Raw genomic sequence first — 26957 nt, forward strand, 5'->3', positions numbered from 1 at the left:
GAAAATCCTTGCGGCTTTGCTGCAAGGATTTTTTATGCCTAAACACTGAGGTTGTAGGTAAGCAGTTAGCAATGAGCTAATTAGCTTATCTTGCGTTTAAGACCTTCCAACGATTCTGCAACTACTACCAGATAACACCTGCAAAACAATAGCCTCAATTTTGTAGTTTCTGTCAAAAACTTCTCATTTTTGAAACCAGCCCGGATTGTTAGCTTTTGGGTCGAATTGGTTTAGAACATCTATTGCATGAGTTTTTTAAATGGAACAAAAATAGCCGTGATAGGCGGTGGCAGCTGGGCGACTGCGCTGATCAAGATATTATGCGAACAAAATAATGTCCAGATCCGGTGGTGGCTGCGCAATCAGAACGATATTGAGCATATCAGGAAATACCACCACAATCCGAGCTACCTCAGCGACGTGGTATTGCAGCCCAAAAAAATCAAGGTGTTTGAAAAAACGACCGATGCAGTCAAAGGAGCAGATTATGTGATTTTGGCGATCCCGGCTGCATTCATAGAGGAAGCTTTGCAGGATTTGTCCCTCAAACACTTAGAGGGCAAAAGGATCGTATCAGCGATCAAGGGAATGATCCCCGGTCAGAATATCCTGATCACCGACTGGGCTTCGGAAAGGTTTGGTATTGAACTCAAAGACACCTGCGTGATCGCAGGTCCCTGTCACGCCGAGGAAGTGGCGCTCGAAAAACAATCCTACCTGTCCATCGCCTCCACCGAATGCCCGGCAGCGGAAGATTTTGCGAAATTAATGACCTGTCGATACGTAGCCGCCAATCCGCTCGACGATCTGTACGGGGTGGAATATGCAGCGATTATGAAAAACATTATCGCGCTTGCCTGCGGCATCACACACGGATTGGGTTACGGGGATAATTTCCAGGCGGTGCTTGTATCAAATGCCATGCAGGAGATAGGTAACCTCGTAACTGCCCTCGACAAACGCGAACGAAACCTGAGCTCTTCCGCTTACCTCGGCGACTTATTGGTGACCGCCTACTCGCAGTTTAGCCGGAACCGGCTATTCGGTAATATGATCGGCCGCGGATATAGTGTGAAGGCGGCGCAGCTGGAAATGAAGATGATCGCGGAAGGTTATTACGCTACCAAAAGTATCTATGAAATCAATAAATTATATCATGTTAATCTGCCCATTACTCACGCGGTTTTCCGGATTTTATACGAAGAACAAGCGCCCGGAATGGTGATGGACGATTTGAAGAAATTGTTGAAGTAAATAGCCCATTTGTTTGGAAAAAAGGTATTTTCCAAACATCGTATCCTTTAATCATATCATGCGCATTACAAAAAATCTTTCTGCCGGCCTGGCTGCGTCGCTATTGGCCGCGACCGTATTGCTGGCATCCTGCAACTCGAAAAAGTCGGAAACGGCAAAGGAAGAAGTGGCCGATTCGCTATCATCCAGCAAAGAATTCGTATTTGGTGACGACCGCCCCTTCCCGCAATGTCACGCATCTACATTAGTCCGCCTGGACGACGGCGAATTTCTGATCGCCTGGTTTGGCGGTACCGAGGAGAAAAATCCGGATGTCGGTATCTGGGTATCAAAAGGAAGGCCGGGCAAATGGAGTACGCCGGTAGAAGTTGCTAAAATTCGCGAAGACGCACACTGGAACCCCGTTTTGCAAAAAACAGCAGATGGAAAAGTGACCCTGTATTTCAAAGTGGGCAAAGAGATCGCGCATTGGGAAACATGGGTGAAAACTTCTACCGACAATGGGAATACCTGGTCGGAAGCTTATGAGCTGGTAACTGGCGATAAAGGTGGAAGAGGCCCCGTTAAAAATAAATTGATTGAACTTTCAAATGGCGACTGGCTGGCTGGCTCTTCTAATGAAGTGAATCGCTGGGAGGTTTTTGTAGACAGAAGTACCGACAAAGGCAAAACCTGGAAAGAAAGTCCTTATTTCAAGATCGATACCGCGCAAATCAAAGGAAAAGGCGCTATTCAGCCTACACTTTGGGAATCTACTCCGGGTAATATCCATATGCTTGTGCGTACAACCGGCGGCGTGATTGCACGCAGTGATTCGAAGGATTTTGGTAAAACGTGGTCCGAGATCAAAAAAACAGATCTGCCTAATCCAAACAGCGGCATTGACGTTGCAAAACTGACTGACGGAACTTTGGTACTTGCCTACAATCCCGACAACGAAAACTGGGGTTCCCGCTCGCCGCTTTCGCTGATCTTGTCTTATGATAATGGTAAAAACTGGACAGATAAGATCGATATTGCAACCGGCAAAAAGGAGGATGAATATTCTTATCCAGCTATTATCAGCTTCGGCGATTCTGTGGCGGTAACTTATACATTTAACCGCCAGAAAATCGCATTCTGGTCGGGTAGCAAGCAGGATATTGTGGAGTTGGCCAAAAAAACCAAGAACTAGTAACCCATTAGTTCCAGATCGTAGGATTCGAACATTTCGACTTTCTTACCCATTTTTTTCTGGATGATCTTGAAATGGTGCACGTCTTCGGGGCAGATCAGTGAAATGGCCTGTCCCGAAGCTTCGGCCCGCCCGGTTCTCCCGATCCGGTGCACGTAATCCTTCGGTGAGCGTGGCAGCTCGAAATTGATCACATAAGGCAGAAATTGAATGTCGATACCACGCGCCACCAGATCAGTCGCCACCAATACCATCAGTTTTCCCGATTTGAATTTGTTCAAAGCCTCCGTTCTTGCACCCTGGCTTTTCTTACTGTGCATGGCCATCGCCTGAATTCCGTTCTTGTTTAGTTTTTCCACAAGATTGTCAGCTGTCCGCGTGGCAGAAACGAACACCAAAACCTGCTGCATTTCCTGCGTTTTGATCAGATACCGCAGTAAAGGCCCGCGTCGGTCGGGATCGACGAAATAGGCTGTCTGTTTGATTTGATCTATATGCTGCTCTTCCTCTTCGATCTCAATGCGGACCGGATCTTTCAACTGCGTTTTGTTGATCTGATCAATTTCATCACCTAATGTCGCTGAAAACAGAATGCTCTGCCGCTTTTTAGGCAATAGAAACAAGATATCCTTCATTTCGTCCGCAAACCCCAGGTTCAGCATTTTGTCGGCTTCATCCAAAACCAGAATCTGTGTTTGCGAGATATTGAGGGCTTTGTAAGAAAGCAGATCAAGTAGCCTGCCGGGAGTCGCAACGAGAATTTCGACACCTTGTAAGCCGATCATTTGCGGATTGATAGAAACACCGCCGTAAACAGCCAGCGTCTTCACTTTTCGGGGAAGCCTTTCTCCAAAAGTCTGGAAAACAACGCCTACCTGCACGGCGAGCTCCCTTGTTGGTACTAAAATCAATGCGGATATATGCCGGTTTGGAGCGGCTGGCATTTTTTGAAATAATTCAAGAATAGGCAAAACAAAACTCGCTGTCTTACCTGAACCCGTTTTCGCAATGCCCAAAACATCATTTCCTTTCAGTATGGCAGGAATTGCAGCCTCCTGAATAGGGTAAGGTTGAGTATAATTCTGTTCAGCGATGGTTTTTAGTAATGGTTCAGACAAGCCAAGAGATTCGAAAGACATATGTTTTCAGCCGGTTAATCGGTTATTTAAAAGAGCGCAAAGATACCATTACCTGGAAACATATTGGTCAAAACGTCTGACGATAGCCTGATACAGCACATTACGAACATTTATCTCCTTATCACAATGTCTTACAATCGCCGGGAGTTTTTACAGCAATTAGGATTTGGCGCGCTTCAATTGGGAGTTTTAAGCGCAATACCTGCCTCTTCCTGGGCGGCAGTACCTTCTTATGGTCAGCTCACCAGGAGTTCTCCCGAAGCGCAGGGCGTTTCTGCCAAGGGAATCCTGGATTTTGTAAATGCGGTGGAAGCCGAAAAGCTTAATTTGCACAGTTTGATGGTCTTGCGGCAGGGAAAAGTAGTGGCGGAAGGCTGGTGGGCACCCTACAACCCTGAGCTACGTCACACCTTGTATTCACTGAGCAAAAGCTTCACCTCTACGGCGATCGGCCTGGCAGTTGCGGAAGGGAAATTGAAAGTGGAGGATAAAGTAATTTCATTTTTTCCTGATGAAAAACCGGCCACTATCAGTGCGAATCTGGCTGCCATGCGGGTGAAAGATCTGCTCACGATGTCAACCGGACATGATAAGGATACAACCGGGTCGGTTCGGGGAGGTGATAATAAAAACTGGGTGAAATCTTTTCTGGCGCTGCCCGTGGAACACGAGCCGGGGACATTTTTCGTCTATAATAGCGGCGCTACCTACATGCTTTCCGCAATCATTCAGAAAATTACCGGTCAGACACTTTTGCAATATCTCAAACCAAGATTGTTTGATCCACTGGTCATTGAGGGAATGGATTGGGAGGTCGACCCGAACGGAATTAATACAGGCGGTTGGGGATTAAGGGTCAAAACGGAGGACATTGCCAAGTTTGGTCAGTTATATCTGCAAAAAGGGGAATGGAATGGCAAGCAGCTTATTCCTGCGGCGTGGGTGGAGGAAGCTACCCGCTCGCATATCCAATCCAAGGGCGGCTCCCGGCCTCAGGAGGAAAACGACTGGCTGCAAGGTTACGGTTACCAGTTCTGGCGTTGCAGAAATGGCGCCTACCGCGGCGACGGAGCTTATGGACAGTATTGCATTGTGCTTCCCAAAGAAGATATGGTAGTGGCAATTACAAGCGAAACCGGGAATATGCAGGCGATACTAGATCATGTATGGAATCATATATTGAAGTCGGTAAAGGGAACCGGCGTGCCTTCGGACAAAGAAGAGCAGGCGCAGTTACAGAAAAAGCTGGGCACGCTTGCACTGCCGCTTACGTCGGGAAAACCAACCGCTGAACTGGCTGCGAAACTGAAAGAAAAGAGCTTCTCAATAGCGGACAACAGTTTAAAAATCAAGAGGGTATCGTTTGACTTTGATAAAGGCTGGTGTCTTTTCAGGATGAACGATGACAGAGGCGAACATCTGGTAGTGAACGGGTTAGGGAACTGGAAAATAGGGTTAACCGATTTGTCGACGATGCCATTGAAACTGGTATTGACTCCGGTTCCGGGTGAAAAATTGACGAAAATCGCCTGCAACGGAGCCTGGATCGATGACAGTACCTTTGAAATGACCTGGCGGTTTATCGAAACTGCGCATTACGAAACGGTACGCTGCAAGTTTGAAGGGGATAATTTGCAAATAGAGTTTAAAAGAAGCCTCGCGATTTTAGGAAATACGAAAGACAGCCGGCCGGTTTTGAAAGGCAAAATGCTCACCTGATATTTACAATATTACAACACGGAAAGCGGATCTCGTTCCGCTTTTTTGTATTACTTTAAAGCCAAAATTTTAATTAAAAAATCCATTTTATGAAAAAGAACATTTTCCTGTCCCTGTTGCTCATTTGTATCGCATTCACTTCGCAAGCCCAGAAATTCAAAGGTTTGGATAAGAGTCCGCGCGATATCGCCTACTTTCCTGACGGATTTGCACACGACCGTAAAGACGGTGATAAAGCACTTGTGAAAGTTTCATACAGCCGCCCATTCCTGAAAGGCCGGGAAATATTTGGCAAGCAGGAACCTTATGGTAAAGTATGGCGGGTAGGTGCGGATGAAGCTACCGAAATCAGATTCTACCAGGATGCGACTTTTGGTGATAAGAAAGTGAAAGCAGGTACATATTCCTTATTCGCTATTCCAAATGCAAAAGAGTGGACGCTGATCCTGAGCTCGGACGTGGATTACTGGGGCGCTTATAAGTATAAGGAAGCCAATGATGTGGCCCGCGTAACAGTTCCGGTTAAAGCCGCAGACGCACCAATCGAAAACTTCTCAATTGTATTTGAAAAAACATCCGAAAAAGCGGGGAAGATGTTTATGGGCTGGGAAAAGTCGATAGTGGAAGTGCCGGTATCATTCTGACCCCAATTTAATGTGGCATAATTCTTTCTCTTTCCCTGGCAATCAACAAAGCTGAAAGGAATCATGGAAGATATAAATGACCAAATTCAGGCGTTTTTCGAGGAGTATGAAAAGCGTTTTGAAGAAGGCTTGGCTGGTGAGTCGGTGGCGGAAGAAACAGCAAGAGTGTTTGCGGATTTTTTCGTAGAAGCAAGCCCGGTCGGTATTACGGGTGGAAAAAATGATACTCAGTTTCTCGAAGCAGTTCCCAAAGGATATGATTTTTACCGGTCGATAGGCATTACTAAAATGGAGATCAGGCAAATCGATATCACAGAACTGAACGAGATGCATTATCTCGTCGATGTGCGGTGGGAGTCGTTTTATAAAAAAGAGGGGAATGAAGATTCGATCGAGTTTAGTGTCATTTATTTTTTGCAAAACAGAAAAGACGAGCTGAAAATCTTCGCATACATCACGGGCGACGAGCAGGCAGTACTGAAAGAACGAGGATTAGTATAAATGCATCAGCCATCGGTCCACTGGCATTATTATTGCAAAAGCAGGTTAAGGTTTAAAAACTTTGACCTGCTTTTTTGCTATAAAACGATTAGATATGAAGACCAACCAATTCGCCCTGTTTTGCTTGCTGACCGGATTTTCCATTGCCGGCTGTAACAGCAAGGTAAGTGAAAAAGAAAAAGAAGCTGCCCGGCAGGAAGGTCCGGATTCTGTTGCCACCCTGACCGACAACCTCAACTTACCGGCTCCATTTGAAACTAAATCCGTTGAACACAGGCCCGAGGAGGCAGGTTGGCCGGAAGGAAAAATGCCCACAGCGCCTGCCGGATTCACGGTAACCAAGTTTGCCGACAAACTGGAAAGTCCGAGGTGGAGCTACATTGCACCCAATGGGGATATATTCGTAGCCGAATCGGGGACACAAAAAAGTGCAGACAGGATCACTTTGCTGCGCGATGTGAATAAGGACGGTAAGCCGGAAATGCGCGAAATTTTCATGGAAAAGCTGAAACGGCCGCTCGGGATGCTGGTATTAAACAATTATTTCTATGTAGCCAATACGGATGGATTGTATCGGTATCCTTACAAATTGGGAGAAACCAGGATTACGGGCAAAGGGCAGAAGATCGTTGAGCTGCCGGCTGGCGGCTACAATAACCACTGGACCAGGAATTTGATTGCCAATGCCGATGGTTCCAAAATTTACATTTCGGTAGGTTCCGCAAGTAACGTAGCTGACCATGGAATTGAGGAGGAAAAGCGCAGGGCGAATATTCTGGAAGTCAACCCTGATGGGACCGGTGAAAGAATTTATGCCAGCGGTTTGAGAAATCCGGTCGGAATGGACTGGGCACCTGGTACCAATACGCTTTGGACTGCTGTGAATGAAAGAGATAAGCTGGGCGATGAGCTGGTACCGGATTACATCACCAGCGTGAAGGAAGGCGGATTTTATGGCTGGCCTTATGCCTATTTTGGCCCAAACGAAGACCCGAGAAGGAAAGGTGAAAACCCGGAACTGGTGGCAAAAACGATTGTGCCCGACGTGCCGGTAGGTTCACATACCGCTTCATTGGGACTGGCTTTTTACGACAAAACCAAATTTCCAGCCAAATACCATCATGGAGCTTTCGTTGGCCAGCACGGTTCCTGGAACCGGTCGACGTTGGCTGGTTACAAGGTGGTTTTCGTTCCTTTTAAAGATGGAAAGCCGGCCGGGAAGCCAGAGGATTTTTTAACCGGATTTGTAGAAAGCGAAAAGAAAGTATACGGCAGGCCGGCTGGCGTAACGGTGATGGATGACGGTTCTTTGCTGGTAAACGATGATTCAGGCGGTACGATCTGGCGTGTTGCTGCCCGGTAAGGAATTAGCTATGGGAGATAGAATTAAGCCTGATCATTGTTGGTCAGGCTTTTTGTATTAAAATAAATATTTATAAAAGCTTGCAAAAATATACCAATCGGTATATTTTTGCATTGTCAATCAGAAATGAAATGAGCAAAGCAGAACGGACACGGCAATTTATCATCGAAAAAACGGCACCCATATTCAATGTAAAGGGATATGCCGGAACCTCCCTCAATGATATGATCAGTGCAACCGGGCTTACGAAAGGCAGCATTTATGGAAATTTCGAAAATAAGGATGAGGTAGCATTAGCTGCATTTGACCATAATCTGAAATGTATGTTTGCTGCAGTAAATGCTGAGATGAACAAAAAAGCTACCGCCAGGGAGAAACTGCTCGTTTACGTTGACATTTATGAAAATTTTCTCCACCATCCTTTTCCCGCCGGCGGCTGCCCGATCCTGAATACCTCTACCGAGGCCGACGATACCCACCCGATGCTGCGCGAAAAGGCCTCAGATGCTATCACCAACTGGAAAAACGCCATTGCAGGGCTGATAAAAAAAGGAATTGCCAATAATGAGTTCAGCGGCCACATTGATCCGGAAGAGACTGCAATTGCAATCGTTGCATTGATCGAAGGCGGGATTATGATTGGAAAGGTAACTGGTAAGCTGACTTACCGGAAGGCGATCATGAAGTCGGTGCAAAAGATGATAGATGATTTGGCATAAAAATTTTACTTAAAAATATACCGATCGGTATATTAATTTATTTTTATCTATAAACAAAACAGAAAAATGAAAACTACCGGAAACACTATTTTGATCACAGGCGGAAGCGCCGGGATTGGATTTGAAATCGCCAAAGCTTTTTCAGAACGCGGCAATCATGTAATAATCACTGGCCGCGACAAAGGTCGGCTGGAAAATGCGGCGGCCAAACTTGAAAACGTTACTGCGGTGGTATCCGATGTGACCAGTGCGCCAGATGTCAACGCCCTCGTGGCCAGGCTCAAAAACGACTTTCCGCAGCTGAATGTTTTAATCAATAATGCAGGTAGGGCAGCATATTATGAATTGGCCGAAGGAAAGGATGCGGGTCAAATAGCGGAAGACGAAATGCTGACCAATTATTTATCCATTATCCGGCTGACCGACGCACTCTTGCCGCAATTAAAGTCAGTGGGTGAAGCGGCGATCGTGAATGTATCGAGTATCGCAGCATTGGTCCCCAACCACATTATTCCGACCTATGGCGCCAGCAAGGCTGCTTTGCATTCGTACACTCAGTCACTGCGGATTTCGCTTGGTAAAAGTACCTCGATCAAAGTATTCGAACTGTTGCCTCCACTCGTCAATACCGATTTTTCCCAGGAAATAGGCGGGGTGAACGGTATCCCTCCCAAACAGGTTGCCGACGACTTGCTGGAAGCTTTTGAAAGCGATACACAGGAAATAAGGGTAGGACGGACCGCACAATTGTTCGAGCTGTTTTTGAATTCACCCTCCGACGCGCTTCGGGCCATGAATCCCGGACTTGAACTGGCGTGATAAATCAGGGCTACATGATTCACTGAAATTCATCGGAAAAATGAGACAGAAAATCGCATTTGCATTGATCATGGGGGTCATTACGACGGGTATAATTTCCTTTACTTTGATTTCTATAAATATTGGATTTGTTGCCAATTTTTTGGTGATTTGGCTGAAATCTTGGGGCATGGCCTACTTTGTCGTTATTCCTGCGATACTGATTATTGGTCCGCAGGTGCAAAAGTGGGTAGGTACGATGTTTCAAGATCCAGTGACTGAGGAGTTTGAGTAACAGATTCCGGAGTCTGAGAAACCGTTAAAGATTTTTATGAAAAGAGTAGTTGTTACAGGACTGGGAGTGATTTCTCCCCTTGGGAATTCGGTGGATGAATTCTGGGAAAATATCGTGAATGGTAAGAGCGGTGCTGCTACCATTACAAAAAAAGATGTATCCAAATTTAAGACGCAATTCGGATGTGAGGTCCACAATTTCAATCCGGAAGAATTTATCGACAAGAAAGAACTCAAAAAATACGATCTGCATACCCAATATGCCATTGTGGCTTCGGATATGGCGATCAAAGACGCCGGACTGGATTTCGAGGCGATGGACATTACCGACCGTTATGAGGCCGGTGTGATCTGGGCGACGGGAAATGGCGGGATGGGCACTTTTGAAGACCAGTTGCTGGAATTTCACGCCTCCGATGGTGTGCCCCGTTTCAGTCCTTTCTTTATTCCCAAAATGATCGTCGACATTGCGGCAGGTGTGATCTCGATCCGTCACAAACTGCACGGCCCGAACTACTGTACAGTCTCGGCCTGCGCTTCGTCCAACACTGCTTTGATCGCAGCATTTGATACGATCAGAATGGACAAGGCGAAAATAATGGTGGCGGGCGGTTCTGAGGCTGCTATTATCTACTCTGCCCTCGGTGGCTTTGGAGCGGCGCAGGCACTTTCGAAAAGAAATGACGAACCCGAAAAAGCTTCCCGGCCATTTGATAAAGATCGCGACGGCTTTGTGATGGGGGAAGGTGCAGCAGCACTGATACTGGAAGATTACGATTTTGCGGTAGCAAGAGGCGCGCAAATCTATGCAGAGATCGTCGGCGGCGGAATGGCGGCGGATGCGTACCACCTCACAGGTACCCCTCCCGATGGAATGGGTGCAGCGCTGGGCATGCGGAAAGCATTGAAAGAAGCAGGTATCACACCTGACCAGATCGATTACGTAAACGCCCACGCGACTTCGACCGGCTTGGGAGATATGAGCGAGTTAAATGCAATCAAGTCCGTTTTTGGCGATCATGCCGTTGCGATCAGTGCGACGAAATCAATGACAGGTCACTTATTGGGTGCTGCCGGCGCGGTTGAAAGTATCGTTTGTGCACTTGCTGTCAAACACGATATTATTCCGGGAACGATCAATACTGAAAACCTGGATGAGAATGTGCCGGAAGGAATGAATATTATCCTCGGTGAGTCAGTAAATCAGACCATCAACTACGCGCTGAACAATACGTTTGGTTTCGGCGGTCACACGGCGACTTCGATCTTTAAAAAATACACCGAAGGCAATTAATCTGTTAATTCAGACAAAACCTCAACTACCCCGTTTTCATCGTTGCTTTTTGCGATGAAACGGGCTATTTTTTTGATATCCGGGTGTGCATTTGCCATGGCATAAGAATAATGCGCCTTTTCGAGCATTTCCAGGTCATTCAAATAATCGCCGAAAACCATCGTCTGCTCCGGCGTTACATTGAATTTTTGCTGTAAGACCTCCATTGCACGGCCTTTGTTAGCCTTTTTGTGCGAAATATCCAGCCAGATCGGGCCGGAGACTTTTACCTGTAATTCGTCTTCAAACTTTTTATAATGCGGATAACTGTTCACTTCGGAACCCGCCAGGTCGCAAAGTGTGAATTTCAGGAACTTATCATCCTTGATTTTAAGTAAGTCCTCCACTACCTCATACTTTTCAAAATAGAGCTTCAGGTGATTGATAAACTCCGGCTCGTCACTTTCCACGTAAGCTTTCTTTTTGCCGCAAATAATTGGATAGCTGTTTGGAATCGTCCGGCCAATTGTGATCAGTTCACGCACAATATCCTGGTCCACGGGCTGAATATGGATTTCTTCATCCTGGAAAACCACGTAGCTGCCATTTTCTGCGGCAAATATCACCTGGTCTTTGATCCGGTCGAGTGTCTTGGCAAGATTAAAATACTGCCGGCCACTTGCCGCGACGAATACGATTCCATGTTCTTTTATTTTGTCAAAAACGGGGTAGAAAGACTCGTGTACTTCGTGTTTGGAGTTTAAAAGCGTACCGTCCATGTCGGTAGCGATCAGTCTGATATCGGAAAAATTCATATTAGTTTTTGTAAATACCTTTATTAACCAAGGTAAATGTACGGCCTTAGGTTCCAGCAAACGCGTTTTTTAGCCTGAGCCGAGCCAAAGCAAGTCACTCAGTCTTCCCGGAAACAGCCTATAAATTTTGTTCTGCAAGAAACCCGCGTTCATTTTTTGCTGTTGGATAGCTATCAAGGTGACTTCCAATTGCATGAAATTTTCCAAATACTACCTCGCCGCATTCATTTCCTTCATGATCTGGGGATTTTTTAGTCTGGCACTTAAACCGTTGTCTTCCTACGCATCTCTCGATATTTTGTTTTACAGGGTCTTTCTCTGCGCAGTGATCATGTCGGTAATCAGTCTGGTTTTCAGGAAAAAAGTATTGAGGGAAAATATTAAGTTGTTGAAAGTAATGCCTGCAAAACAACGGAACAGGTCCATTTTGCTAACATTATCGGGCGGTGTATTGCTCACTGCCAACTGGTTCTTCTTTATTTATGTGATGAACCATATCAGTATTAAAGCCGCCTCTTTTGCCTATCTGGTCTGCCCGATTATGACCACCGTGATCGCCTATTTTGTATTACACGAAAAACTCAGTAAATGGCAATGGGCGGCAGTTGCGATAAGTGTTTTTAGCTGTATGTTGTTGTCTTTTAATAGTATAGCTGATATTGCTTACAGCATGATCGTAGCGGCTTCTTATGCATTTTATCTGGTGAGCCAGCGGAAGAATATCGGCCTGGATAAATTTCTGGTACTTACCGTGCAGATTCTATTTTCTGCGCTGATCCTGCTACCATTCTATCCGGTTTACAGCGAAGGTGTCCCGACGGAGTGGACGTTTTACGCTTTAATTTTCGTCATCGCAGCGCTCTTCACAATCATCCCGCTTTATATGAATTTGTATGCATTGCAGGGCGTGACTTCTTCGACAATGGGGATATTACTTTACATCAACCCGCTGATGAATTTTGCGATTGCACTGTTTTACTTCCACGAGCAGATCAATTCCGTTCAGATTATCGGCTATTCGCTGATCCTGGTTTCTATTATCGTTTTCAACGAGCGCTACATTTTCGGAAGGCGCCGCGCCGCGCTGATTTAAGGTTTTTTAAAAACAAGGGAATGGATAAAACGGTTGAAATGAAATTCCTGGAAAATTTTCCGGTAACCTGCATTTTTGAATAACGATGCAGTATTTGGCAGGTTTTTAGCTTCGATTTGCAGGAAGATATTGAAGAATGCATACATCGCTTTCAACAGCCATTTGCGCCAATTGGTCGCCTTATTGTCCTCAATCCTGAAATCGGCAAATAGCCACATGCCTTTCGAAATCAGTACTTTATCAAGGATCCGAAATATGTTCTCAGCTCTTTCCTGGCTGAAATTATCAAAAAGAAAGGGTGTCAGGATTACGTCAAATTCCTCTTCGGTATGGAAGTAATCTACCGGCATCAACAAAAATGAAACCTGGTTTAGGCCGTAATTCCGTTCTTGAGCCTTTTCCAACATTTTCTCCGATATTTCAATATATATGATCGTCAGTCCGCTTGCATGTATTTTGGTGATTTCCTCCAATATCCTTCCAGTCCCGCCGCCCACGATCAGCACGCGCGCGGGTGCCTGAATAAAGCTGACGAGTGACCGTTGCGACCGCATTAATGCCCCTTGAAAAACAATACCTCCCAGAAAATCATAAAACCACGCAACGCGGTCGTAGTTGTTTTTCATGTCCTGCTAGTGTATAGAGCTGGTAAAAAAGCTTCCCGAAATGCCGCAAACCGCTTTTACCAAAAGTAATCCATCGATCACGATCAGATAAAAAAGGACACTTTTGGGTTTGCGGAGCGTGAAGGCTACGATCAGGTAGGAAATGAACGGAATAAAATTGAAAAACACCGTTACCGGACTGAGGTCGGCGAAATAGGCGAGTGTCAGGAAGGAAAGCAGGCCGACCGAAAGCAACGGCACGAGCACATATAGGATCGTATTCCGCAAACCCATTGCGACTGCAAAGGTTTTGAGCTGGATATTGGCATCGTCCTCATAATCCTTCATATCAAACATGATCGCATTGGCAGACATTACCATCCAGTTTTTTACAAATAACCAAAGCATAAACGCGGGCTCCTGAACATCGATTCCATGCTCGATTTTCAGCATAGCAACCGGGAAAATATTCACGAACCCCGCCCATACAAATCCGATCACAAATGCTTTTAACCAGCCCGTATTCCGAAGATTGAATGAGATGACAGACTTGGGAAGTAATCCGTAATACAAAACTGCCGCCGTGCATATTCCCAGCATCATCAGCCACCAATATACCGGCAGATTAATCAACTCAGAAAAGCGAGTCACCAGAAGCCAGCATCCGATGCTCAGGCAGACTGCGAAAAAAAAATACTGACTGACCCTGATAAACCGATGGTGCGTACGGTACCATTCCGTGCGCGGATTGGGCGAAACATCACTGCCCGGCGGGCTGGAATAGGCGATCGTATAATAGAATACCGTTGCACTGAAAATCAGCAGATAGTATGGTATGGAGTTGAGCGGCAAATGCAGCTGGGCCAGCGTTTCTATGGAAAGTGCGACCGCAAGTATCCCGACAAAGTAGTTTGCAAAAAATATGAATGCCGTAATTTTTTTGAGCATTTCCGGGAAATGTGTGGGTTCTGGCCGAATAACAGAATCAGAATGTCGATTTATAATTTTTCAAGACGATTATCAAAGCCTCGGTGGTATTTTATACATTAGTTTAAAGAAACACTGTTAAATCGTTAATTCCATGAAAAAAGTTTCCCTATTCATTACCCTGCTCTTTTTGTCTCAGGCAGTTATAAGTTTTGGTCAAAAAGATCCCGTTGTTGAGAACATAGTAAAAGAAGCAACAGACAATTCGCAGCTTGAAAAGCTGGCGCACGAGCTGATGGACGTGATCGGCCCCCGGTTGGTGGGTTCCCCTCAGATGCAGCAGGCGCACGAATGGGCTGTGGAAAAATATAAGGGCTGGAATATCACCGCTAAAAATGAGAAGTGGGGAGAATGGCGCGGCTGGGAACGAGGCATTTCGCATATTGATATGGTAGCGCCGCGCGTAAAATCCCTGCAGGGAATGCAGCTGGCGTGGAGTCCCGGTACCGGTGGAAAAACGGTAACTGCTGACGTAATCATCCTGCCCGACTTAACGGATTCTGTTGCATTTCAGAAATGGTTGCCTTCGGCGAAAGGCAAATTCGTCATGATCAGCATGAACCAGCCCACCGGTCGCCCGGATTACAATTGGGAGGAGTTTGCGACGAAGGAATCATTTGAAAAAATGAAAAAGGACCGCGACGCACAAACCGAGGCGTGGGCCAGCCGGTTAAGAAAAACGGGCTATAACGGCCGCACTTTACCCGCTGCGCTCGAAAAAGCAGGGGCCGCCGGTGTGGTAATGAGCTATTGGTCAAAAGGTTTTGGCGCAAATAAGATATTCGGCGCTTATACCAAAAAGGTGCCCACTATTGATATTGAATTGGAAGACTACGGATTGCTCTACCGTCTGGCGGAGTCGGGACACACGCCGAAAATCAGTGTTCGGGCTGATGCTAAGGAAACCGGCGTAGCGCAGACTTTCAATACGATCGGTGAGATCAAAGGCACTGAAAAGCCGAATGAATATGTGATCCTTTCTGCCCATTTCGATTCGTGGGACGGCGGTACCGGCGCAACGGACAATGGAACGGGTACGATCGTGATGATGGAGGCAATGCGTATTCTGAAAAAAGTATATCCAAATCCGAAACGCACGATCCTGGTGGGCCACTGGGGCAGCGAGGAGCAGGGTTTGAATGGTTCACGCGCTTTTGTGGAAGACCATCCTGAAATCGTTCAGAATATCCAGGCGGTATTTAACCAGGATAATGGGACTGGCCGCGTGGTAAGCTTACAGGGACAAGGTTTCGTGAATTCATACGATTACCTGGGTCGCTGGCTTTCGAAGGTACCCGAAAATATCAAGGCACCTATTGATACCCGTTTTCCCGGTGCTCCCGGCACAGGCGGCTCCGACTTCGCTTCTTTCGTAGCGGCTGGCGCGCCTGCATTCTCGCTGAGCTCGCTGGGCTGGTCTTATGGCAATTATACCTGGCATACTAACCTCGATACTTACGACAAGATCGTATTCGACGATGTGAGAAGCAATGCGATCCTGGCGGCGATTATGGCGTATCAGGCCAGCGAAGATCCTGCCAAAACTTCCCGCGACAAGATCGTGATGCCGCTGGACTCGAAAGGTGTACCAGGCTCATGGCCTGAGCCGAGAAAGCCGACGCGAAGAGGGGGATTGGATTGATGAATGATTGAATGATTGAATGTCATGCAGGGCGCAGCCGGGGCATATGCTTCGACCGCGCTCAGCTTAACAATCTACATAAACATAGACTATGCAAATAGAACAGATATTCCACGCAGACGAGGAGGTACTTACTATACGAACGTATGAGCAAGGGGCTGAGCCGGAAAATCAGGCGATGTTCAAGGCTGAGAAAGGCGAAGTGTGGTGGTTTTCTTCCAGAGAACTCTGGCTGGGGCTTGGGAAGGAGCCGAAACTGCCTGGTATTATCAAGCTATTCCGGTCACTTTTTTTCAAAAGAAAAGACCGTTGGCCGGATGAAATTGTTGTCGACGCCCGGGGCAAAAGTGCGGAGTGGGTCGAAAATGCTGTTAATGGCATTATTCTTGGTGGATATAATCTGCAACTCTATAAATCGAATCCAAAACCCCTTAGCGACTTTTTCCGGAACGGTACCCTGCGTATCCTGACAGGGGAAGGGGCGGCTGTGAGTGAAAGTATTTCAACCGGCCAAAAAACTGCAGTTGTGCAAATGCGGATTATGGATTTGATGAACGCACCGGGCAACTACAAAACGCCCGAAATACTGGCAGAATGGGCTGTGAAGTCGGGCGCGGAACATGGTTATAAGGTAAGCGTTTTGGATAAAACGAAACTGGAAAAGCTGGGAATGCACGCATTGCTGGCTGTAAATAAGGGCAGCGCCGTGCCGCCGGTCATGATCATTTCTGAATATACGCCTGAGAATTATCAGCGTACCGTTGCATTGGTAGGGAAGGGCGTCACATTCGATACCGGTGGGATTTCCATTAAAGCCTCGGCCAATATGCACCTGATGAAAAGCGATATGGGCGGCGCAGGCGCTGTTTTGGGAATAGTGGAGCTGGCGGCGCAGCTGAAATTACCGGTCCGCATTATCGGCGTAATTCCCTCTACCGAAAATTGTGTGGATGGTGCGGCCGTGAAGCCCGGTGACGTCATCGGTTCGTATTCGGGCAAGACCATTGAAGTAATCGATACCGACGCCGAAGGCAGGCTCATTCTGGCCGACGGGATAAGTTATGCGGTGCGGAATTTTAACCCAGATATACTGATCGACCTCGCCACACTTACCGGAAGTGTTATCCAGACGCTGGGCTATGAGGCTGCGGGATTATTTACTCCGAATGATCAGCTGGCAGCAGACCTGGCCGGATCGGGCGATACGACGGGCGAGCGCGTATGGCGGCTGCCGGTTTGGGATGAATACAAAGAAGAGATCAATTCCGATATTGCTGATGTAAAAAATTACCACGGTAAGCCACTGGCGGGAGCTATTGTCGCCGCTAAGTTTCTGGAAGTTTTTACAGAGGAACACCCAGCCTGGGCACACCTGGATATTGCAGGTACCGCTTTCGGCGACACGGAGTTTGCGCCGGGACGCGCCGGTACTGCTTACGGGATCCGTTTACTAAGGCAATTTTTGTCGACTTTGTCACTCCGTCAGTAGTAGTAGCCGGTTCGCCATCTGACCAAAACAACATGAAATTTAACCATGGCTTTACTTGCCTGATTGCTTCTTTTTGCTAGATTTACCAATACTACTTCCTATCAAAAAAAGTTTTATATGGCCCGGACGCTGACATTTCTTTGTATTTCGACCTATTTCAAAGGCAACGATTTTCTCAAAGCCTGTAAAGAAGCCGGTAACAAAGTATTTCTGATCACTGCCAAAAAGCTGGAAAATAAACCCTGGGCAAGAGAGGCGGTCGATGAGTTTTTCTATATCGAGGAAGGACCCGACGGGACTTATAATATGTCCGAGATCATTACCGGCCTGGCTTATGTCATGCGGACCAGGCCGATCGACAGGGTCGTTGCACTGGACGACTTTGATGTAGAAAAAGCAGCGCATATCCGGGAGTATTTCAGGATACCCGGCATGGGACAAACTACCGGCAGGTATTTCAGGGACAAGCTCGCAATGCGCACCAAAGCTGCCGAGTCGGGTATATTGGTACCGGCATTTTCTTCGCTGTTCAATGACGATGACATCAATCGCTTTATCGAAAAATATCCCGGTCCCTGGATGATCAAGCCACGTTCCGAAGCCTCTGCGACAGGAATCAAAAAACTGGAAAATGCGGACGAGCTTTGGCAAACGATCCACGATCTCGGGGATAAAAGGCATGCATACCTGGTAGAACAGTTCAAGCCGGGGGATGTTTATCATGTGGACTCGATTTCCTATAATGGCAGGGTTATATTTTCCTGGAACAGCAAATACCTCGCACCTCCTTTCGATGTAGCGCACGGAGGCGGCATCTTCCGATCGGTAACCGTTCCATTCGATTCTTCCGAGGAACATGCGCTGGAAACGCTCGCTATCGACCTTTTGAAAGCGTTCGGACTCAAACACAGCGCGTCGCATACGGAAGTAATCCGCTGCTACGACGACGGTAAGTATTATTTTCTTGAAACTTCTTCCCGCGTGGGCGGCGCTAATTTGTCCGAAATGGTAGACGCATCTTCCGGCATTAACCTCTGGAAAGAATGGGCAAAAATGGAGACCGCGGAGGCGAATGGTGACAACTACAAGCTGCCGCCGGTAAGAAAGGAATATTCGGGCATTATCATATCCCTGGCCCGGCAGGAGCGGCCGAACATGGCGGTTTTCGATGATCCTGAAATTGTGTGGAGAATGGAAGAGCCTTATCACGTAGGGCTGGTAGTTCGCTCCAAGTCGCACGAAAAAGTAATGGAGCTGCTGGACAAGTATGCGGCGATCATTCAAAAAAAATACCACGCATCTGCTCCTGCGCCGGACCGTCCTACGCATTGAAGAAAAATTGAAAATTTTTCTTGACTCTAACCTTACGTCATACCTTATGTTTGTGATGTCAATCATTTAAACAGGTAAGATGATCCTTTATTCAGTCAAAAAACTCGCCCGTCTTGCTGGTGTCAGTGTGCGCACGCTGCATTTGTATGACCGGATGGGGCTTTTGAAGCCGTCTGTGCGTACCGAGGCCAGGTACAGGATGTATGGGGAAAAAGAGCTTCTGCGGTTGCAGCAAATCCTGTTCTATAAAGAGTTGGATTTTGCACTGCAGGAGATCCTGCAAATTCTCAATGATCCTGATTTCGACTTAATCCAAGCGCTTGAAAGTCACAAATCTGCATTGAAGGCCAGAAAAGAACGGATCGCTACTTTGCTTGTTACGGTTGAAAAAACAATCGTTAAACTAAAAAAAGGAGCTATGATGAATCACGAAGAGTTATATGCTGGCTTGCCTCGCGAAAAGGCAGAAGCCTACCGGAAAGAAGCCGCAGAAAAGTGGGGATCCGAAACTGTTGAAAATGCGGAAAAAGAACTCGGTAAACTCAGTAAGGCTGAAATCGCTGAACTAATGTCGGAATCCAGGCGGGTAGCAGAGCGACTTGCAGTATTGAGCAGGGAAAACCCGGAAGGGCCCCTGGTACAAACCGAAATAGCGAAGCATTATGCTTTGATCAGGCGATTTTGGGGAACCTCCGGATCACCAGATCAACAAGCAGAAGCTTATGCAGGCCTGGGTCAGCTGTATGCAGACGATGAACGCTACACGCTAATTGACGAAAAGCCAAATCCGGAATTTGCAATTTTCATGCGGGATGCAATGCGTTGTTTCGCTGAGCAGAATCTGAAATAGGGTAACCTGATTACAGCTTATCCGGCGCATTCACGTGCACCGGATATGCTGCCTATTATAACACTTTATGGAAGTTTGAACGCATGCCTGCCCAGCAGCAGCCACTCGCCTTTTACTTTTGCCATACCAGCAGAACACCGAGACTGATCGGGGCGGGGTCTTTTCCTTTGTTGTGCGTTTCGCCTTTCAGCTTGTGCCGCACCATTGCTACATCACCTGATATGTAGATAGTTTGGTCGCTCAGGTCAATTTTGGTAAAGTTGGATTCGCCGCTGGTCAGCGCAATCAAGAATGCTTTTTTATCTTCTACCAAACCATTGGAGTGGCCGTAGGATAGGGAAGGGGAGGTCAGTTTCGCCAAAGCTTCTTCTTTGCCATCCACCAATGCGACCCGCAATTTTTCCACCTGCGAAGCAATCGCTTTTTCATCTGAGGACTGTGCAGAGGCTGAGACATTGATCAGCAGAAAACAAATAAAAAGTAGAATCGATCTTTTCATAGCATTAATTTTATCAGGCATATTCCGTTTCTGCCAGAAACATTTCAAGTGTTTCCATCGCGCCATTTTGTTTCAAAGAAAGCAAATGTCCGGCAATTCCCGTTACAAGCGATTCTTCTTTGCTAAGATCTTTACCCCAGATAGTAACGTCTTTCAAAATCGCTTTAACCGTTTCTTCCATTGATGACATTTGCCATTTTTGGTAAAAGAAAGCAGCTTTTTCGTCCTGGATCAGGTAATAATCCCCATTTGCCAGCCCATAATATTTGTCGCCATCTTTCCGTGCAGGCTTCATATAATAAATATAGGCGGCGTAGCCAAAGGTTGCGTATTCCGGGAAATGAGCTTGTTGTTTTTCGTAGTTCAGGAATGTAGAGGCCACCCGGGATTGAATCTTAGCGGAATAATTTTGACTGATGTTTAACCATTGATGCTGAATATGCGGATTTTTGAAACGCTCCAGTACCTGCCGGCTGAACTCTGCTGCGAGCCCGTCCGGAACAGGATACGGTATAGCCCGGGCGATTTCGGTCAGCATCAAATTTGAAATGAAAGTAGCGAAACTCGGGTTTGACATGGCTTCTACGACTGTACTGAATCCGCACAAATATGCCAGCCCACTTCCCAGCGTGTGCGCTCCATTCAATAAACGAAGTTTCAACTCACGGTACAGTTCGATATCGGGTTCGATCACCAATCCTTTGTCTATTCCATAAAACGGAATTTTCGCACGGATCTCGTCACCTCCTTCAATCGCCCATAAGTGGTAAGGCTCAGCCGTAATGAGCAGTTCGTCTTTGTAACCGAGCTCTTCTTCCAGTTCTTTATGAACGGATTCTTCCGGTTTTCCGGGTACGATCCTGTCTACCAGTGAATTGCAAAACTGGTTATGTTGTTCAATCCAGTCGATAAAGGCTGCTTCCAACCCATTTCTGTGAGCCAGTTCGAGGACGATCGCTTCCAGTTTTTTACCATTTTCAGGGATCAGCTCGGTCGGGATAATAACTACTCCTGCGTCGGCGGCACCTGAAAAAGCAACGTACCGGGCGTACAAAAATGCCAGTAATTTGCCCGGAAACGAGACTGGCGGCCACTGATAAATATCATCCTGAACCAGCTGAATGCCGGTTTCGGTCGTATTCGATATGATCATACCGATCGCAGGATTGCGCGCCAGGTCCAGCACGAGTGACCATTGGGATTTGGCATTAATAACCCTGCTGATTGCAGATGAAATGATATTCTCTTCTTCAACCCTTCCGCCGATAATTCCGCGTGTGCAAAGCGTGTATAGGTTATTTTGTCTTTCAAATGCTTTTAAATCACCTTTGTCGGTAGATTTTACGACCACTATTCTGCCATTAAAAACACCCTGCCTATTAGCTTTGTCTATATAAAAGTCGGCAAGTCCCCGCAGAAATGCGCCTGTACCGAATTGAAGTACTTTTTCGGGTAACTGAAAAACCGAGTCCTCAGGCACGGTCACACCGGGGTGATTTCTGAGTTGCCGGAGCTTTTCGCGAAAAAGATAATTCATGGTATGGACAGTGTTGTACAAGACTGCCTCAAACATAGCGGCAGCCTGGTTGTGAAAATATGATTTGTCTTTTTCGGGGTAAGGACTAAATTTAACGTCTGTTCTACTATGACTACACCTGAACGAGTTTAGAGCGAATAATTAGAAATATCAAATACTGAATTGTCTTTTTTTGTGCAATCGTTATCGGGAACGTTGCCAGTTGCCGGGATAAATTCCTGAACTTACCCTCTGTTTATAATTCATTAGTGATTTGACTTTGACCGGATCGGAGATATATCATCTGTGGTCGGGTTGTAAGTTGGAATAAACCAATTTTCTTTTGGAAGCAATTACAATCAAGGATATTGCAAAAGCGCTGAATTTGTCTACTTCAACCGTTTCGCGCGCGCTGCGTAACAGTTACGAGATCAATCCCGAAACCAAGAGGCTGGTAATGGAATATGCGGAACGAATGAATTACCGGCCCAATCCGATCGCATTGAGTTTGAAGGATAGCAAAAGCAAGTCGATCGGCGTCATCATTCCTGAAATCGCAAACCACTTTTTCTCCCAGCTAATCAATGGGATTGAGTCTATTGCGTATAATCTTGGTTATCATGTGGTCATATTTCAAAGCCACGATTCGTACGAGCGGGAAGTTGCGAATACTAACTATCTTGTTTCACGAAAAGTAGACGGCCTGCTTGTATCGCTGGCAAGTTTAACCACTGATCTGTTCCATTTTCAGGATTTGATGGAGAGAGGTTTGCCCATTGTGTTTCTGGACAGGGTACCCAAGGAAATTGAAACGCATAAGGTGGTCGCCGACAATTTTGCAGGAGCCTATGAAGCGACGAAGCATTTAATCCAGTCGGGCAGGAAACGCATCGCGCATCTGACCAGCCCTATATATTTGTCGAACACTACCGAACGTTTGGCAGGATATAAAAAGGCTTTGGAGGATCATGGTTTGCCTGTGGATGAATCTTATGTAAAATACTGCCATTACGGAGGAAAGGTAGTGAGTGAAAATGAAGCGGCTATTCAGGAAATGCTGAGTCTTCCTGAGCCTCCTGACGCTATTTTCACGGCCAGCGACAAACTTACTACGGGTTGTATGGCAGTTTTGCAACAAAAAAAGATCAGGATACCTGAACAGATCGCGATCGTAGGTTTTACCAATATCGGTGTTGCCGACTTACTTAATCCACCCCTGACGGCCGTGGTGCAGCCTGCCACAGATATGGGGCAGCAGGCGGTCGAACTACTAATCCGGCTGATTGAACATCCGCAAAAAACCTCCGAATACGAAATCCGTTCCCTTAAAACTTCGCTGATTATCCGTCAGTCTTCCGGGCATTCGTAAATTTGCTTTTGTATTAATCAAAAGAATATGATCAGTCTTCCCGTCGGTGATGCCCTTTTCAATTATCGCGTCGCCGGAGTTGCGGTTTTGAATGGAAAGGTACTTTTACACAAGACACCTTCCGATAAGTTCTGGAGCCTGCCGGGTGGACGGGCCGAGATATTTGAATTTTCAAAAGATACGCTGGCCAGGGAAATGCAGGAAGAAACCGGGCTGGAAGTGTCGGTAGGCGAACTACTGTGGATATCTGAGAATTTCTTCGTTTATAATGGAAAAAAATACCACGAGCTCGGATTTTACTATCTAATGGAAATTCACGCGCTGGAAGACCAGTCCGATTTTCTTGGTGCCGAGGGGCAGGATGAGCTGCTTTTCAAATGGATCAATGTGAGTGAGCTGGCAGTCAATCGTATTTATCCCGAATTCATCGCAGAAGAACTAACCAAATGGCCCCTGCTGCAAAAGCATTTTACTTCTTCTTTCATTGATCTGGATAAGTAGGTCAGGTTATTTCGGGGAATACCCATCGCAAAATTTTCAATATGCATTTTACATCCCGGCTGAAATCCAAATTGCCGAATATAGGAACGACGATCTTTACCAGAATGTCAAAGCTGGCTGAGGAGTACCAGGCGCTCAACCTGTCGCAAGGTTTCCCTGAATTTGACTGTTCGCCGGATTTGCAGCGATTGGTTGATAAATACATTCGGTCGGGGAAAAATCAATATGCGCCGATGGCAGGGGTAATGCCTTTACGGGAAGCTATTTCGAAGAAAACATACGAATCTACGGGCAGGGAATATCACCCGGAAACTGAAATTACAATCACCAGTGGCGCTACTGAGGCCTTGTATGTGGCCATTACGACGATTGTGAATCCCGGAGACGAGGTGATCGTTTTCGAGCCTGCTTATGATAGTTATGTCCCCGCAATCGAGCTTTGTGGGGGTATTCCGATATTCGTCACGCTGGATCCGCAGTATGATTCCATCGACTGGAAAGCCGTAGCATCGAAGATCAGTGAAAAAACGGTCGCTATTTTGATCAATACGCCGCATAACCCGACGGGAAATGTGTGGTCGCAACGTGATTTGCAGACTTTGGCGGAACTGGCGGAAAAGTATGATCTGCACGTGATCAGCGATGAAGTTTACGAGCATATTATTTTCGATGGCAGCTCTCACATTTCTGCGGCATCCATTCCAGCTCTTGCGTCGCGCACTTTCCTTTGTGGTTCATTTGGTAAAACATTTCACACGACCGGCTGGAAATTGGGCTATTGCCTGGCGCCGGCTGCATTGACTACTGAATTCCGGAAAATCCATCAATTCCTCGTTTTTAGTGTGGTAACCCCATTCCAGTTTGCAGTGGCGGAATATCTTCTGGAACCCGGGCATTATTTAAAATTATCAGATTTTTATCAACAGAAAAGAGACCTGTTTTTGCAGGCTGTGGAGGGTATTGGTTTTACCGCGAAACCGGCGGAAGGTACCTTTTTTCAAAATCTCTCCTATCAGAGTTTGTCTGACGAAAACGACGTATCCCTTGCTGAGCGATTGACCAGAGAATTTAAAATCGCTTCCATTCCGGTTTCCGCATTTTATAGCCAACCTGTTCAATTCAAAACGTTGAGGTTCTGTTTCGCAAAAAATGACGAAACCCTGTTGAAAGGAGCTGAATATTTGCAGAAGGTTATTTGGTAACACGAAAAAAGTCGTATCTTGGTGTGACAATATTCGTGTCATGAAAAAAATCTCATATGACAGGCTGGACGACGATGCGCCTCTGCGGATAGCGGCCGAGCCGGAGGTATTGTACCTGGCGAACCGTACGATTCAGGGATTTAGTATCGGGCAGTTTCAGCAACTGTCTCAGAGCCTTTCGTTTACGCAGCTGGAATGGGCGGATATTCTGCATATCAGTGACAGAACTTTGCAACGATATATGAAGGATAACAAGCCTTTTGAAGGGCTGTATGCCGAGCATCTCTATCAGCTTCAGAATATGGCAAATCTGGGTTTGCAGGTATTCACTTCTCCCAAAGCATTAGAAGATTGGCTCCGAAAACCGCGTATGGTACTGGGCGAAATGCAGGATTTCTCGACCCTGAAATCGTTCTGGGGCGTGAAGCTGATCGCCAATGAGCTGGGCAGGATCGAACATGGAGTTTACATATGATGGTATACCGGCTGGCAGCGCGGCAGTATATCGATGATCTGACAGGTACCGGCGCCAAACTTTTCGGCGGAAGGTGGAACCCGGTTGGGAAGGCTTGCATTTACACGAGTTCCCATATTTCACTCGCTCTGCTGGAAAAATTTGTCCATGCTAACCACCAGGAAAATATGCAGCGAATCGCGCTGCTACGCATTGAACTGCCTGACGAAAGCGATTTAATCTTTCATACCGACGAAAAACTCTTGAAAGAATCCTGGCCTGATGACATTACTTATTCGCAATGGATAGGGGAGCAGGTACTGAGCGACTCTTCTGTTATCACGTTTTCAGTTCCTTCCGCCATCGTTCCCTCAGAAAGAAATTACATTTTGAATCCGCTGGCAAAGGATTTTAATAGGGTCAAAATAATATCCGTTACAGATTTCACAACAGATTTTCGCTTGCTTTCCAAGTTGCTCCCGTAATTGTTACTTCTTGAATAATAATGCTTTAATGGGCTGTATTTTGGTAATGATCAGTGTAGGAATCAGTAGGATTAACCCGGAAATCACTACCGTAGCTATATTGACAGACAGGAAAATAGGCCAGTCAAAAACGATGGGTACTGTGTCCATATAGTAATTCACCGGATCCAGCGGGATCAGTTTAAACTGGTATTGCAGCCAGCACAGCAGTAGGCCGGTTATGTTTCCGATAATTAATCCGCGCCTCACCATATACAATCCCACCCGGAAAAACACGCGTCTGATCTGGCTGTTTGGGCTTCCCAATGTTTTTAAAAGACCGATCAAAGGGGTCCGTTCCATGATCATCACCAGCAGGATCGAGATCATATTGAAGCAGGCAACAAACAAGATTAAGGTCAGGAAAACGGCTGTATTGCGGTCGAGGAGGATCAGCCAGTCGAAAATCTGCGGATAGGTACTGGTCACTTTTTGAAGGAATATGCCGGGCGGAAGGGTAGTTCTCAGCTGATTTGCGATCCTGTCGAGGTCACGGAAATCTTTGAGGTAAATCTCATAGGTACCCACCGAATCTTTTCCCCAGCCGTTGAGTCTTTGCACCAAACCTAAGTCGCCGATGATGAGATTATTATCAAACTCCTCCATTTGCGTATCGTAAATACCACAGATCGTCAGCTTGCGCGGACGGGGCGGGTTTTGCAGAGAATACATGATCACATCGTCGCCGATTTTCAACCGGAGCTCGGCTGCAATTTTGCGACTGATCAGGATTTCTGAAGAGTAACCGTACTTGATGGAAGATGAATCTGTGTGACTGATCAGTCTGCCCTGTTTCAAGCTGCTTCTGAACGTTTGCCAGTCGTAATCTTTGCCCACACCTTTTAAAATCACGCCCTTAATTTCTTCCGGCGTTTTCAGAATGCCCGATTTATGCGCGACGGTCTGCCATCTTTTTATTTCCGGAATTTGTGGTAATGCAATGGAAACCGGATTTAGAACTGGCATCGGGCCTTCCTCGTAGGAATTCCCCTGTGAATAAGAGTTGATATTAATATGCGCGCCGAAAAGGAAAATCTTTTGCTGAATGGTTTGCTTGAAGCCCAGTAGCACTGCGAAAGCAATAATTCCCACGGAAATCCCGATCGCAATACTGGCGACGCCGATCCTGGAAACTGTTGCAGAAAACGACCCTGCTTCGTTGTGACGGATGCGTTTGGCGATGAAGGAGGGGAATTGCAAG

27 protein-coding genes are annotated in these 26957 nt (G+C 46.5%); 20 read left to right on the top strand and 7 right to left on the bottom strand.

The window, feature by feature from the left end; all coding sequences use genetic code 11:
• Positions 1-246: 246 nt before the first annotated feature.
• Positions 247-1254, top strand: a complete 1008-nt coding sequence (locus FXO21_RS15775) for an NAD(P)H-dependent glycerol-3-phosphate dehydrogenase (protein WP_149640975.1) — start codon at positions 247-249, stop codon at positions 1252-1254.
• Between the two features lie 58 nt (positions 1255-1312).
• Positions 1313-2428 carry a sialidase family protein gene (locus FXO21_RS15780; protein ID WP_192579229.1) on the top strand — a complete coding sequence of 372 codons (1116 nt, stop codon included), beginning with the start codon at positions 1313-1315 and terminating at the stop codon, positions 2426-2428.
• Here FXO21_RS15780 and FXO21_RS15785 read toward each other — a convergent pair.
• Positions 2425-3567: a DEAD/DEAH box helicase gene (locus FXO21_RS15785; RefSeq protein WP_149640976.1), complete on the bottom strand. Its 1143-nt coding sequence runs from the start codon at positions 3565-3567 to the stop codon at positions 2425-2427. The two genes, FXO21_RS15780 and FXO21_RS15785, sit on opposite strands and share 4 nt — an antisense overlap.
• A 126-nt stretch (positions 3568-3693) precedes the next feature.
• On the opposite strand from FXO21_RS15785, the gene FXO21_RS15790 reads away from it, so the two are divergent.
• The 8 genes from FXO21_RS15790 (at position 3694) to fabF (ending at position 10899) form a co-directional block, all read left to right on the top strand.
• Positions 3694-5286: a serine hydrolase domain-containing protein gene (locus tag FXO21_RS15790; protein WP_149640977.1), complete on the top strand. Its 1593-nt coding sequence runs from the start codon at positions 3694-3696 to the stop codon at positions 5284-5286.
• Between the two features lie 89 nt (positions 5287-5375).
• Complete coding sequence (locus tag FXO21_RS15795) at positions 5376-5930, top strand: DUF2911 domain-containing protein (protein WP_149640978.1); 555 nt, start codon at positions 5376-5378, stop codon at positions 5928-5930.
• 63 nt (positions 5931-5993) lie between these two features.
• Positions 5994-6431, top strand: a complete 438-nt coding sequence (locus FXO21_RS15800; RefSeq protein ID WP_149640979.1) for a hypothetical protein — start codon at positions 5994-5996, stop codon at positions 6429-6431.
• A 94-nt stretch (positions 6432-6525) separates the two neighbouring features.
• Positions 6526-7794, top strand: a complete 1269-nt coding sequence (locus tag FXO21_RS15805) for a PQQ-dependent sugar dehydrogenase (RefSeq protein WP_149640980.1) — start codon at positions 6526-6528, stop codon at positions 7792-7794.
• 131 nt (positions 7795-7925) lie between these two features.
• A complete protein-coding gene (locus FXO21_RS15810) occupies positions 7926-8513 on the top strand; it encodes a TetR/AcrR family transcriptional regulator (RefSeq protein WP_149640981.1) in 588 nt (195 codons plus the stop codon).
• Positions 8514-8579: 66 nt separating this feature from the next.
• Positions 8580-9332 carry an SDR family oxidoreductase gene (locus tag FXO21_RS15815; protein ID WP_149640982.1) on the top strand — a complete coding sequence of 251 codons (753 nt, stop codon included), beginning with the start codon at positions 8580-8582 and terminating at the stop codon, positions 9330-9332.
• A gap of 40 nt (positions 9333-9372) precedes the next feature.
• Positions 9373-9606: a DUF2798 domain-containing protein gene (locus FXO21_RS15820; RefSeq protein ID WP_149640983.1), complete on the top strand. Its 234-nt coding sequence runs from the start codon at positions 9373-9375 to the stop codon at positions 9604-9606.
• 36 nt (positions 9607-9642) lie between these two features.
• Positions 9643-10899, top strand: a complete 1257-nt coding sequence (gene fabF, locus FXO21_RS15825) for a beta-ketoacyl-ACP synthase II (protein WP_149640984.1) — start codon at positions 9643-9645, stop codon at positions 10897-10899.
• On the opposite strand, the gene FXO21_RS15830 is transcribed toward fabF, so the two are convergent.
• A complete protein-coding gene (locus FXO21_RS15830) occupies positions 10896-11693 on the bottom strand; it encodes an HAD family hydrolase (protein ID WP_149640985.1) in 798 nt (265 codons plus the stop codon). The two genes, fabF and FXO21_RS15830, sit on opposite strands and share 4 nt — an antisense overlap.
• A gap of 193 nt (positions 11694-11886) precedes the next feature.
• Between FXO21_RS15830 and FXO21_RS15835 the strand changes: the two genes are divergently transcribed.
• Complete coding sequence (locus FXO21_RS15835; protein WP_149640986.1) at positions 11887-12786, top strand: EamA family transporter; 900 nt, start codon at positions 11887-11889, stop codon at positions 12784-12786.
• Here the strand turns inward: FXO21_RS15835 and FXO21_RS15840 are convergent.
• The gene (locus tag FXO21_RS15840; protein WP_149640987.1) at positions 12783-13412 is read right to left on the bottom strand and encodes a class I SAM-dependent methyltransferase; all 630 of its coding nucleotides are present in this window, start codon (positions 13410-13412) and stop codon (positions 12783-12785) included. The two genes, FXO21_RS15835 and FXO21_RS15840, sit on opposite strands and share 4 nt — an antisense overlap.
• Before the next feature lie 6 nt (positions 13413-13418).
• A complete protein-coding gene (locus FXO21_RS15845; protein ID WP_149640988.1) occupies positions 13419-14339 on the bottom strand; it encodes a UbiA family prenyltransferase in 921 nt (306 codons plus the stop codon).
• 133 nt (positions 14340-14472) lie between these two features.
• Here FXO21_RS15845 and FXO21_RS15850 point away from each other — a divergent pair, with 133 nt between their 5' ends.
• From FXO21_RS15850 to FXO21_RS15865, 4 genes are all read left to right on the top strand, one after another.
• Positions 14473-16020, top strand: coding sequence for a M20/M25/M40 family metallo-hydrolase (locus tag FXO21_RS15850; protein WP_149640989.1), 1548 nt, complete (start codon positions 14473-14475; stop codon positions 16018-16020).
• Positions 16021-16111: 91 nt separating this feature from the next.
• Positions 16112-17509 (top strand): leucyl aminopeptidase family protein, encoded by a 1398-nt coding sequence (locus FXO21_RS15855; RefSeq protein WP_149640990.1) that lies wholly within the window; start codon positions 16112-16114, stop codon positions 17507-17509.
• A 117-nt stretch (positions 17510-17626) separates the two neighbouring features.
• A complete protein-coding gene (locus FXO21_RS15860; RefSeq protein WP_149640991.1) occupies positions 17627-18841 on the top strand; it encodes an ATP-grasp domain-containing protein in 1215 nt (404 codons plus the stop codon).
• Between the two features lie 79 nt (positions 18842-18920).
• Positions 18921-19691 carry a MerR family transcriptional regulator gene (locus FXO21_RS15865; RefSeq protein WP_149640992.1) on the top strand — a complete coding sequence of 257 codons (771 nt, stop codon included), beginning with the start codon at positions 18921-18923 and terminating at the stop codon, positions 19689-19691.
• Positions 19692-19803: 112 nt separating this feature from the next.
• On the opposite strand, the gene FXO21_RS15870 is transcribed toward FXO21_RS15865, so the two are convergent.
• A complete protein-coding gene (locus FXO21_RS15870; protein WP_225865708.1) occupies positions 19804-20190 on the bottom strand; it encodes a nuclear transport factor 2 family protein in 387 nt (128 codons plus the stop codon).
• A gap of 13 nt (positions 20191-20203) precedes the next feature.
• Positions 20204-21727, bottom strand: a complete 1524-nt coding sequence (locus FXO21_RS15875) for a tagaturonate reductase (RefSeq protein WP_149640993.1) — start codon at positions 21725-21727, stop codon at positions 20204-20206.
• 322 nt (positions 21728-22049) lie between these two features.
• On the opposite strand from FXO21_RS15875, the gene FXO21_RS15880 reads away from it, so the two are divergent.
• Genes FXO21_RS15880 through FXO21_RS15900 form a run of 5 tightly spaced genes read left to right on the top strand, consistent with a single transcriptional unit; the run spans position 22050 to position 25717 of the window.
• The gene (locus FXO21_RS15880; protein WP_149640994.1) at positions 22050-23075 is read left to right on the top strand and encodes a LacI family DNA-binding transcriptional regulator; all 1026 of its coding nucleotides are present in this window, start codon (positions 22050-22052) and stop codon (positions 23073-23075) included.
• Positions 23076-23102: 27 nt separating this feature from the next.
• Positions 23103-23576, top strand: a complete 474-nt coding sequence (locus FXO21_RS15885; RefSeq protein ID WP_149640995.1) for an NUDIX hydrolase — start codon at positions 23103-23105, stop codon at positions 23574-23576.
• A gap of 41 nt (positions 23577-23617) precedes the next feature.
• The gene (locus FXO21_RS15890; RefSeq protein WP_149640996.1) at positions 23618-24778 is read left to right on the top strand and encodes a methionine aminotransferase; all 1161 of its coding nucleotides are present in this window, start codon (positions 23618-23620) and stop codon (positions 24776-24778) included.
• Positions 24779-24818: 40 nt separating this feature from the next.
• The gene (parS, locus tag FXO21_RS15895) at positions 24819-25253 is read left to right on the top strand and encodes a type II RES/Xre toxin-antitoxin system antitoxin (RefSeq protein ID WP_149640997.1); all 435 of its coding nucleotides are present in this window, start codon (positions 24819-24821) and stop codon (positions 25251-25253) included.
• On the top strand, positions 25250-25717 hold the full coding sequence (locus FXO21_RS15900) for an RES family NAD+ phosphorylase (RefSeq protein WP_149640998.1): 468 nt from the start codon (positions 25250-25252) through the stop codon (positions 25715-25717). Before parS ends, FXO21_RS15900 begins: the two co-directional genes overlap by 4 nt.
• Before the next feature lie 3 nt (positions 25718-25720).
• On the opposite strand, the gene FXO21_RS15905 is transcribed toward FXO21_RS15900, so the two are convergent.
• The gene (locus FXO21_RS15905) at positions 25721-26956 is read right to left on the bottom strand and encodes an ABC transporter permease (RefSeq protein ID WP_149640999.1); all 1236 of its coding nucleotides are present in this window, start codon (positions 26954-26956) and stop codon (positions 25721-25723) included.
• Position 26957 lies beyond the last annotated feature (1 nt).

The sequence above is a fragment of the Dyadobacter sp. UC 10 genome, from assembly GCF_008369915.1.
Taxonomy (GTDB): Bacteria; Bacteroidota; Bacteroidia; order Cytophagales; family Spirosomataceae; genus Dyadobacter.

Excerpts from the sequence above, each read along its gene's own strand:
- FXO21_RS15780 (WP_192579229.1), top strand. The coding sequence starts at position 1,313 with ATGCGCATTACAAAAAATCTTTCTGCCGGCCTGGCTGCGTCGCTATTG.
- FXO21_RS15860 (WP_149640991.1), top strand. The coding sequence starts at position 17,627 with ATGGCCCGGACGCTGACATTTCTTTGTATTTCGACCTATTTCAAAGGC.
- FXO21_RS15810 (WP_149640981.1), top strand. The coding sequence starts at position 7,926 with ATGAGCAAAGCAGAACGGACACGGCAATTTATCATCGAAAAAACGGCA.
- FXO21_RS15835 (WP_149640986.1), top strand. The coding sequence starts at position 11,887 with ATGAAATTTTCCAAATACTACCTCGCCGCATTCATTTCCTTCATGATC.
- FXO21_RS15785 (WP_149640976.1), bottom strand. The coding sequence starts at position 3,567 with ATGTCTTTCGAATCTCTTGGCTTGTCTGAACCATTACTAAAAACCATC.
- FXO21_RS15805 (WP_149640980.1), top strand. The coding sequence starts at position 6,526 with ATGAAGACCAACCAATTCGCCCTGTTTTGCTTGCTGACCGGATTTTCC.
- FXO21_RS15870 (WP_225865708.1), bottom strand. The coding sequence starts at position 20,190 with ATGAAAAGATCGATTCTACTTTTTATTTGTTTTCTGCTGATCAATGTC.
- FXO21_RS15875 (WP_149640993.1), bottom strand. The coding sequence starts at position 21,727 with ATGAATTATCTTTTTCGCGAAAAGCTCCGGCAACTCAGAAATCACCCC.
- FXO21_RS15820 (WP_149640983.1), top strand. The coding sequence starts at position 9,373 with ATGAGACAGAAAATCGCATTTGCATTGATCATGGGGGTCATTACGACG.
- FXO21_RS15840 (WP_149640987.1), bottom strand. The coding sequence starts at position 13,412 with ATGAAAAACAACTACGACCGCGTTGCGTGGTTTTATGATTTTCTGGGA.
- FXO21_RS15830 (WP_149640985.1), bottom strand. The coding sequence starts at position 11,693 with ATGAATTTTTCCGATATCAGACTGATCGCTACCGACATGGACGGTACG.
- fabF (WP_149640984.1), top strand. The coding sequence starts at position 9,643 with ATGAAAAGAGTAGTTGTTACAGGACTGGGAGTGATTTCTCCCCTTGGG.
- FXO21_RS15790 (WP_149640977.1), top strand. The coding sequence starts at position 3,694 with ATGTCTTACAATCGCCGGGAGTTTTTACAGCAATTAGGATTTGGCGCG.
- FXO21_RS15855 (WP_149640990.1), top strand. The coding sequence starts at position 16,112 with ATGCAAATAGAACAGATATTCCACGCAGACGAGGAGGTACTTACTATA.
- FXO21_RS15845 (WP_149640988.1), bottom strand. The coding sequence starts at position 14,339 with ATGCTCAAAAAAATTACGGCATTCATATTTTTTGCAAACTACTTTGTC.
- FXO21_RS15850 (WP_149640989.1), top strand. The coding sequence starts at position 14,473 with ATGAAAAAAGTTTCCCTATTCATTACCCTGCTCTTTTTGTCTCAGGCA.
- FXO21_RS15815 (WP_149640982.1), top strand. The coding sequence starts at position 8,580 with ATGAAAACTACCGGAAACACTATTTTGATCACAGGCGGAAGCGCCGGG.
- parS (WP_149640997.1), top strand. The coding sequence starts at position 24,819 with ATGAAAAAAATCTCATATGACAGGCTGGACGACGATGCGCCTCTGCGG.
- FXO21_RS15885 (WP_149640995.1), top strand. The coding sequence starts at position 23,103 with ATGATCAGTCTTCCCGTCGGTGATGCCCTTTTCAATTATCGCGTCGCC.
- FXO21_RS15900 (WP_149640998.1), top strand. The coding sequence starts at position 25,250 with ATGATGGTATACCGGCTGGCAGCGCGGCAGTATATCGATGATCTGACA.
- FXO21_RS15775 (WP_149640975.1), top strand. The coding sequence starts at position 247 with ATGAGTTTTTTAAATGGAACAAAAATAGCCGTGATAGGCGGTGGCAGC.
- FXO21_RS15795 (WP_149640978.1), top strand. The coding sequence starts at position 5,376 with ATGAAAAAGAACATTTTCCTGTCCCTGTTGCTCATTTGTATCGCATTC.
- FXO21_RS15865 (WP_149640992.1), top strand. The coding sequence starts at position 18,921 with ATGATCCTTTATTCAGTCAAAAAACTCGCCCGTCTTGCTGGTGTCAGT.
- FXO21_RS15800 (WP_149640979.1), top strand. The coding sequence starts at position 5,994 with ATGGAAGATATAAATGACCAAATTCAGGCGTTTTTCGAGGAGTATGAA.
- FXO21_RS15890 (WP_149640996.1), top strand. The coding sequence starts at position 23,618 with ATGCATTTTACATCCCGGCTGAAATCCAAATTGCCGAATATAGGAACG.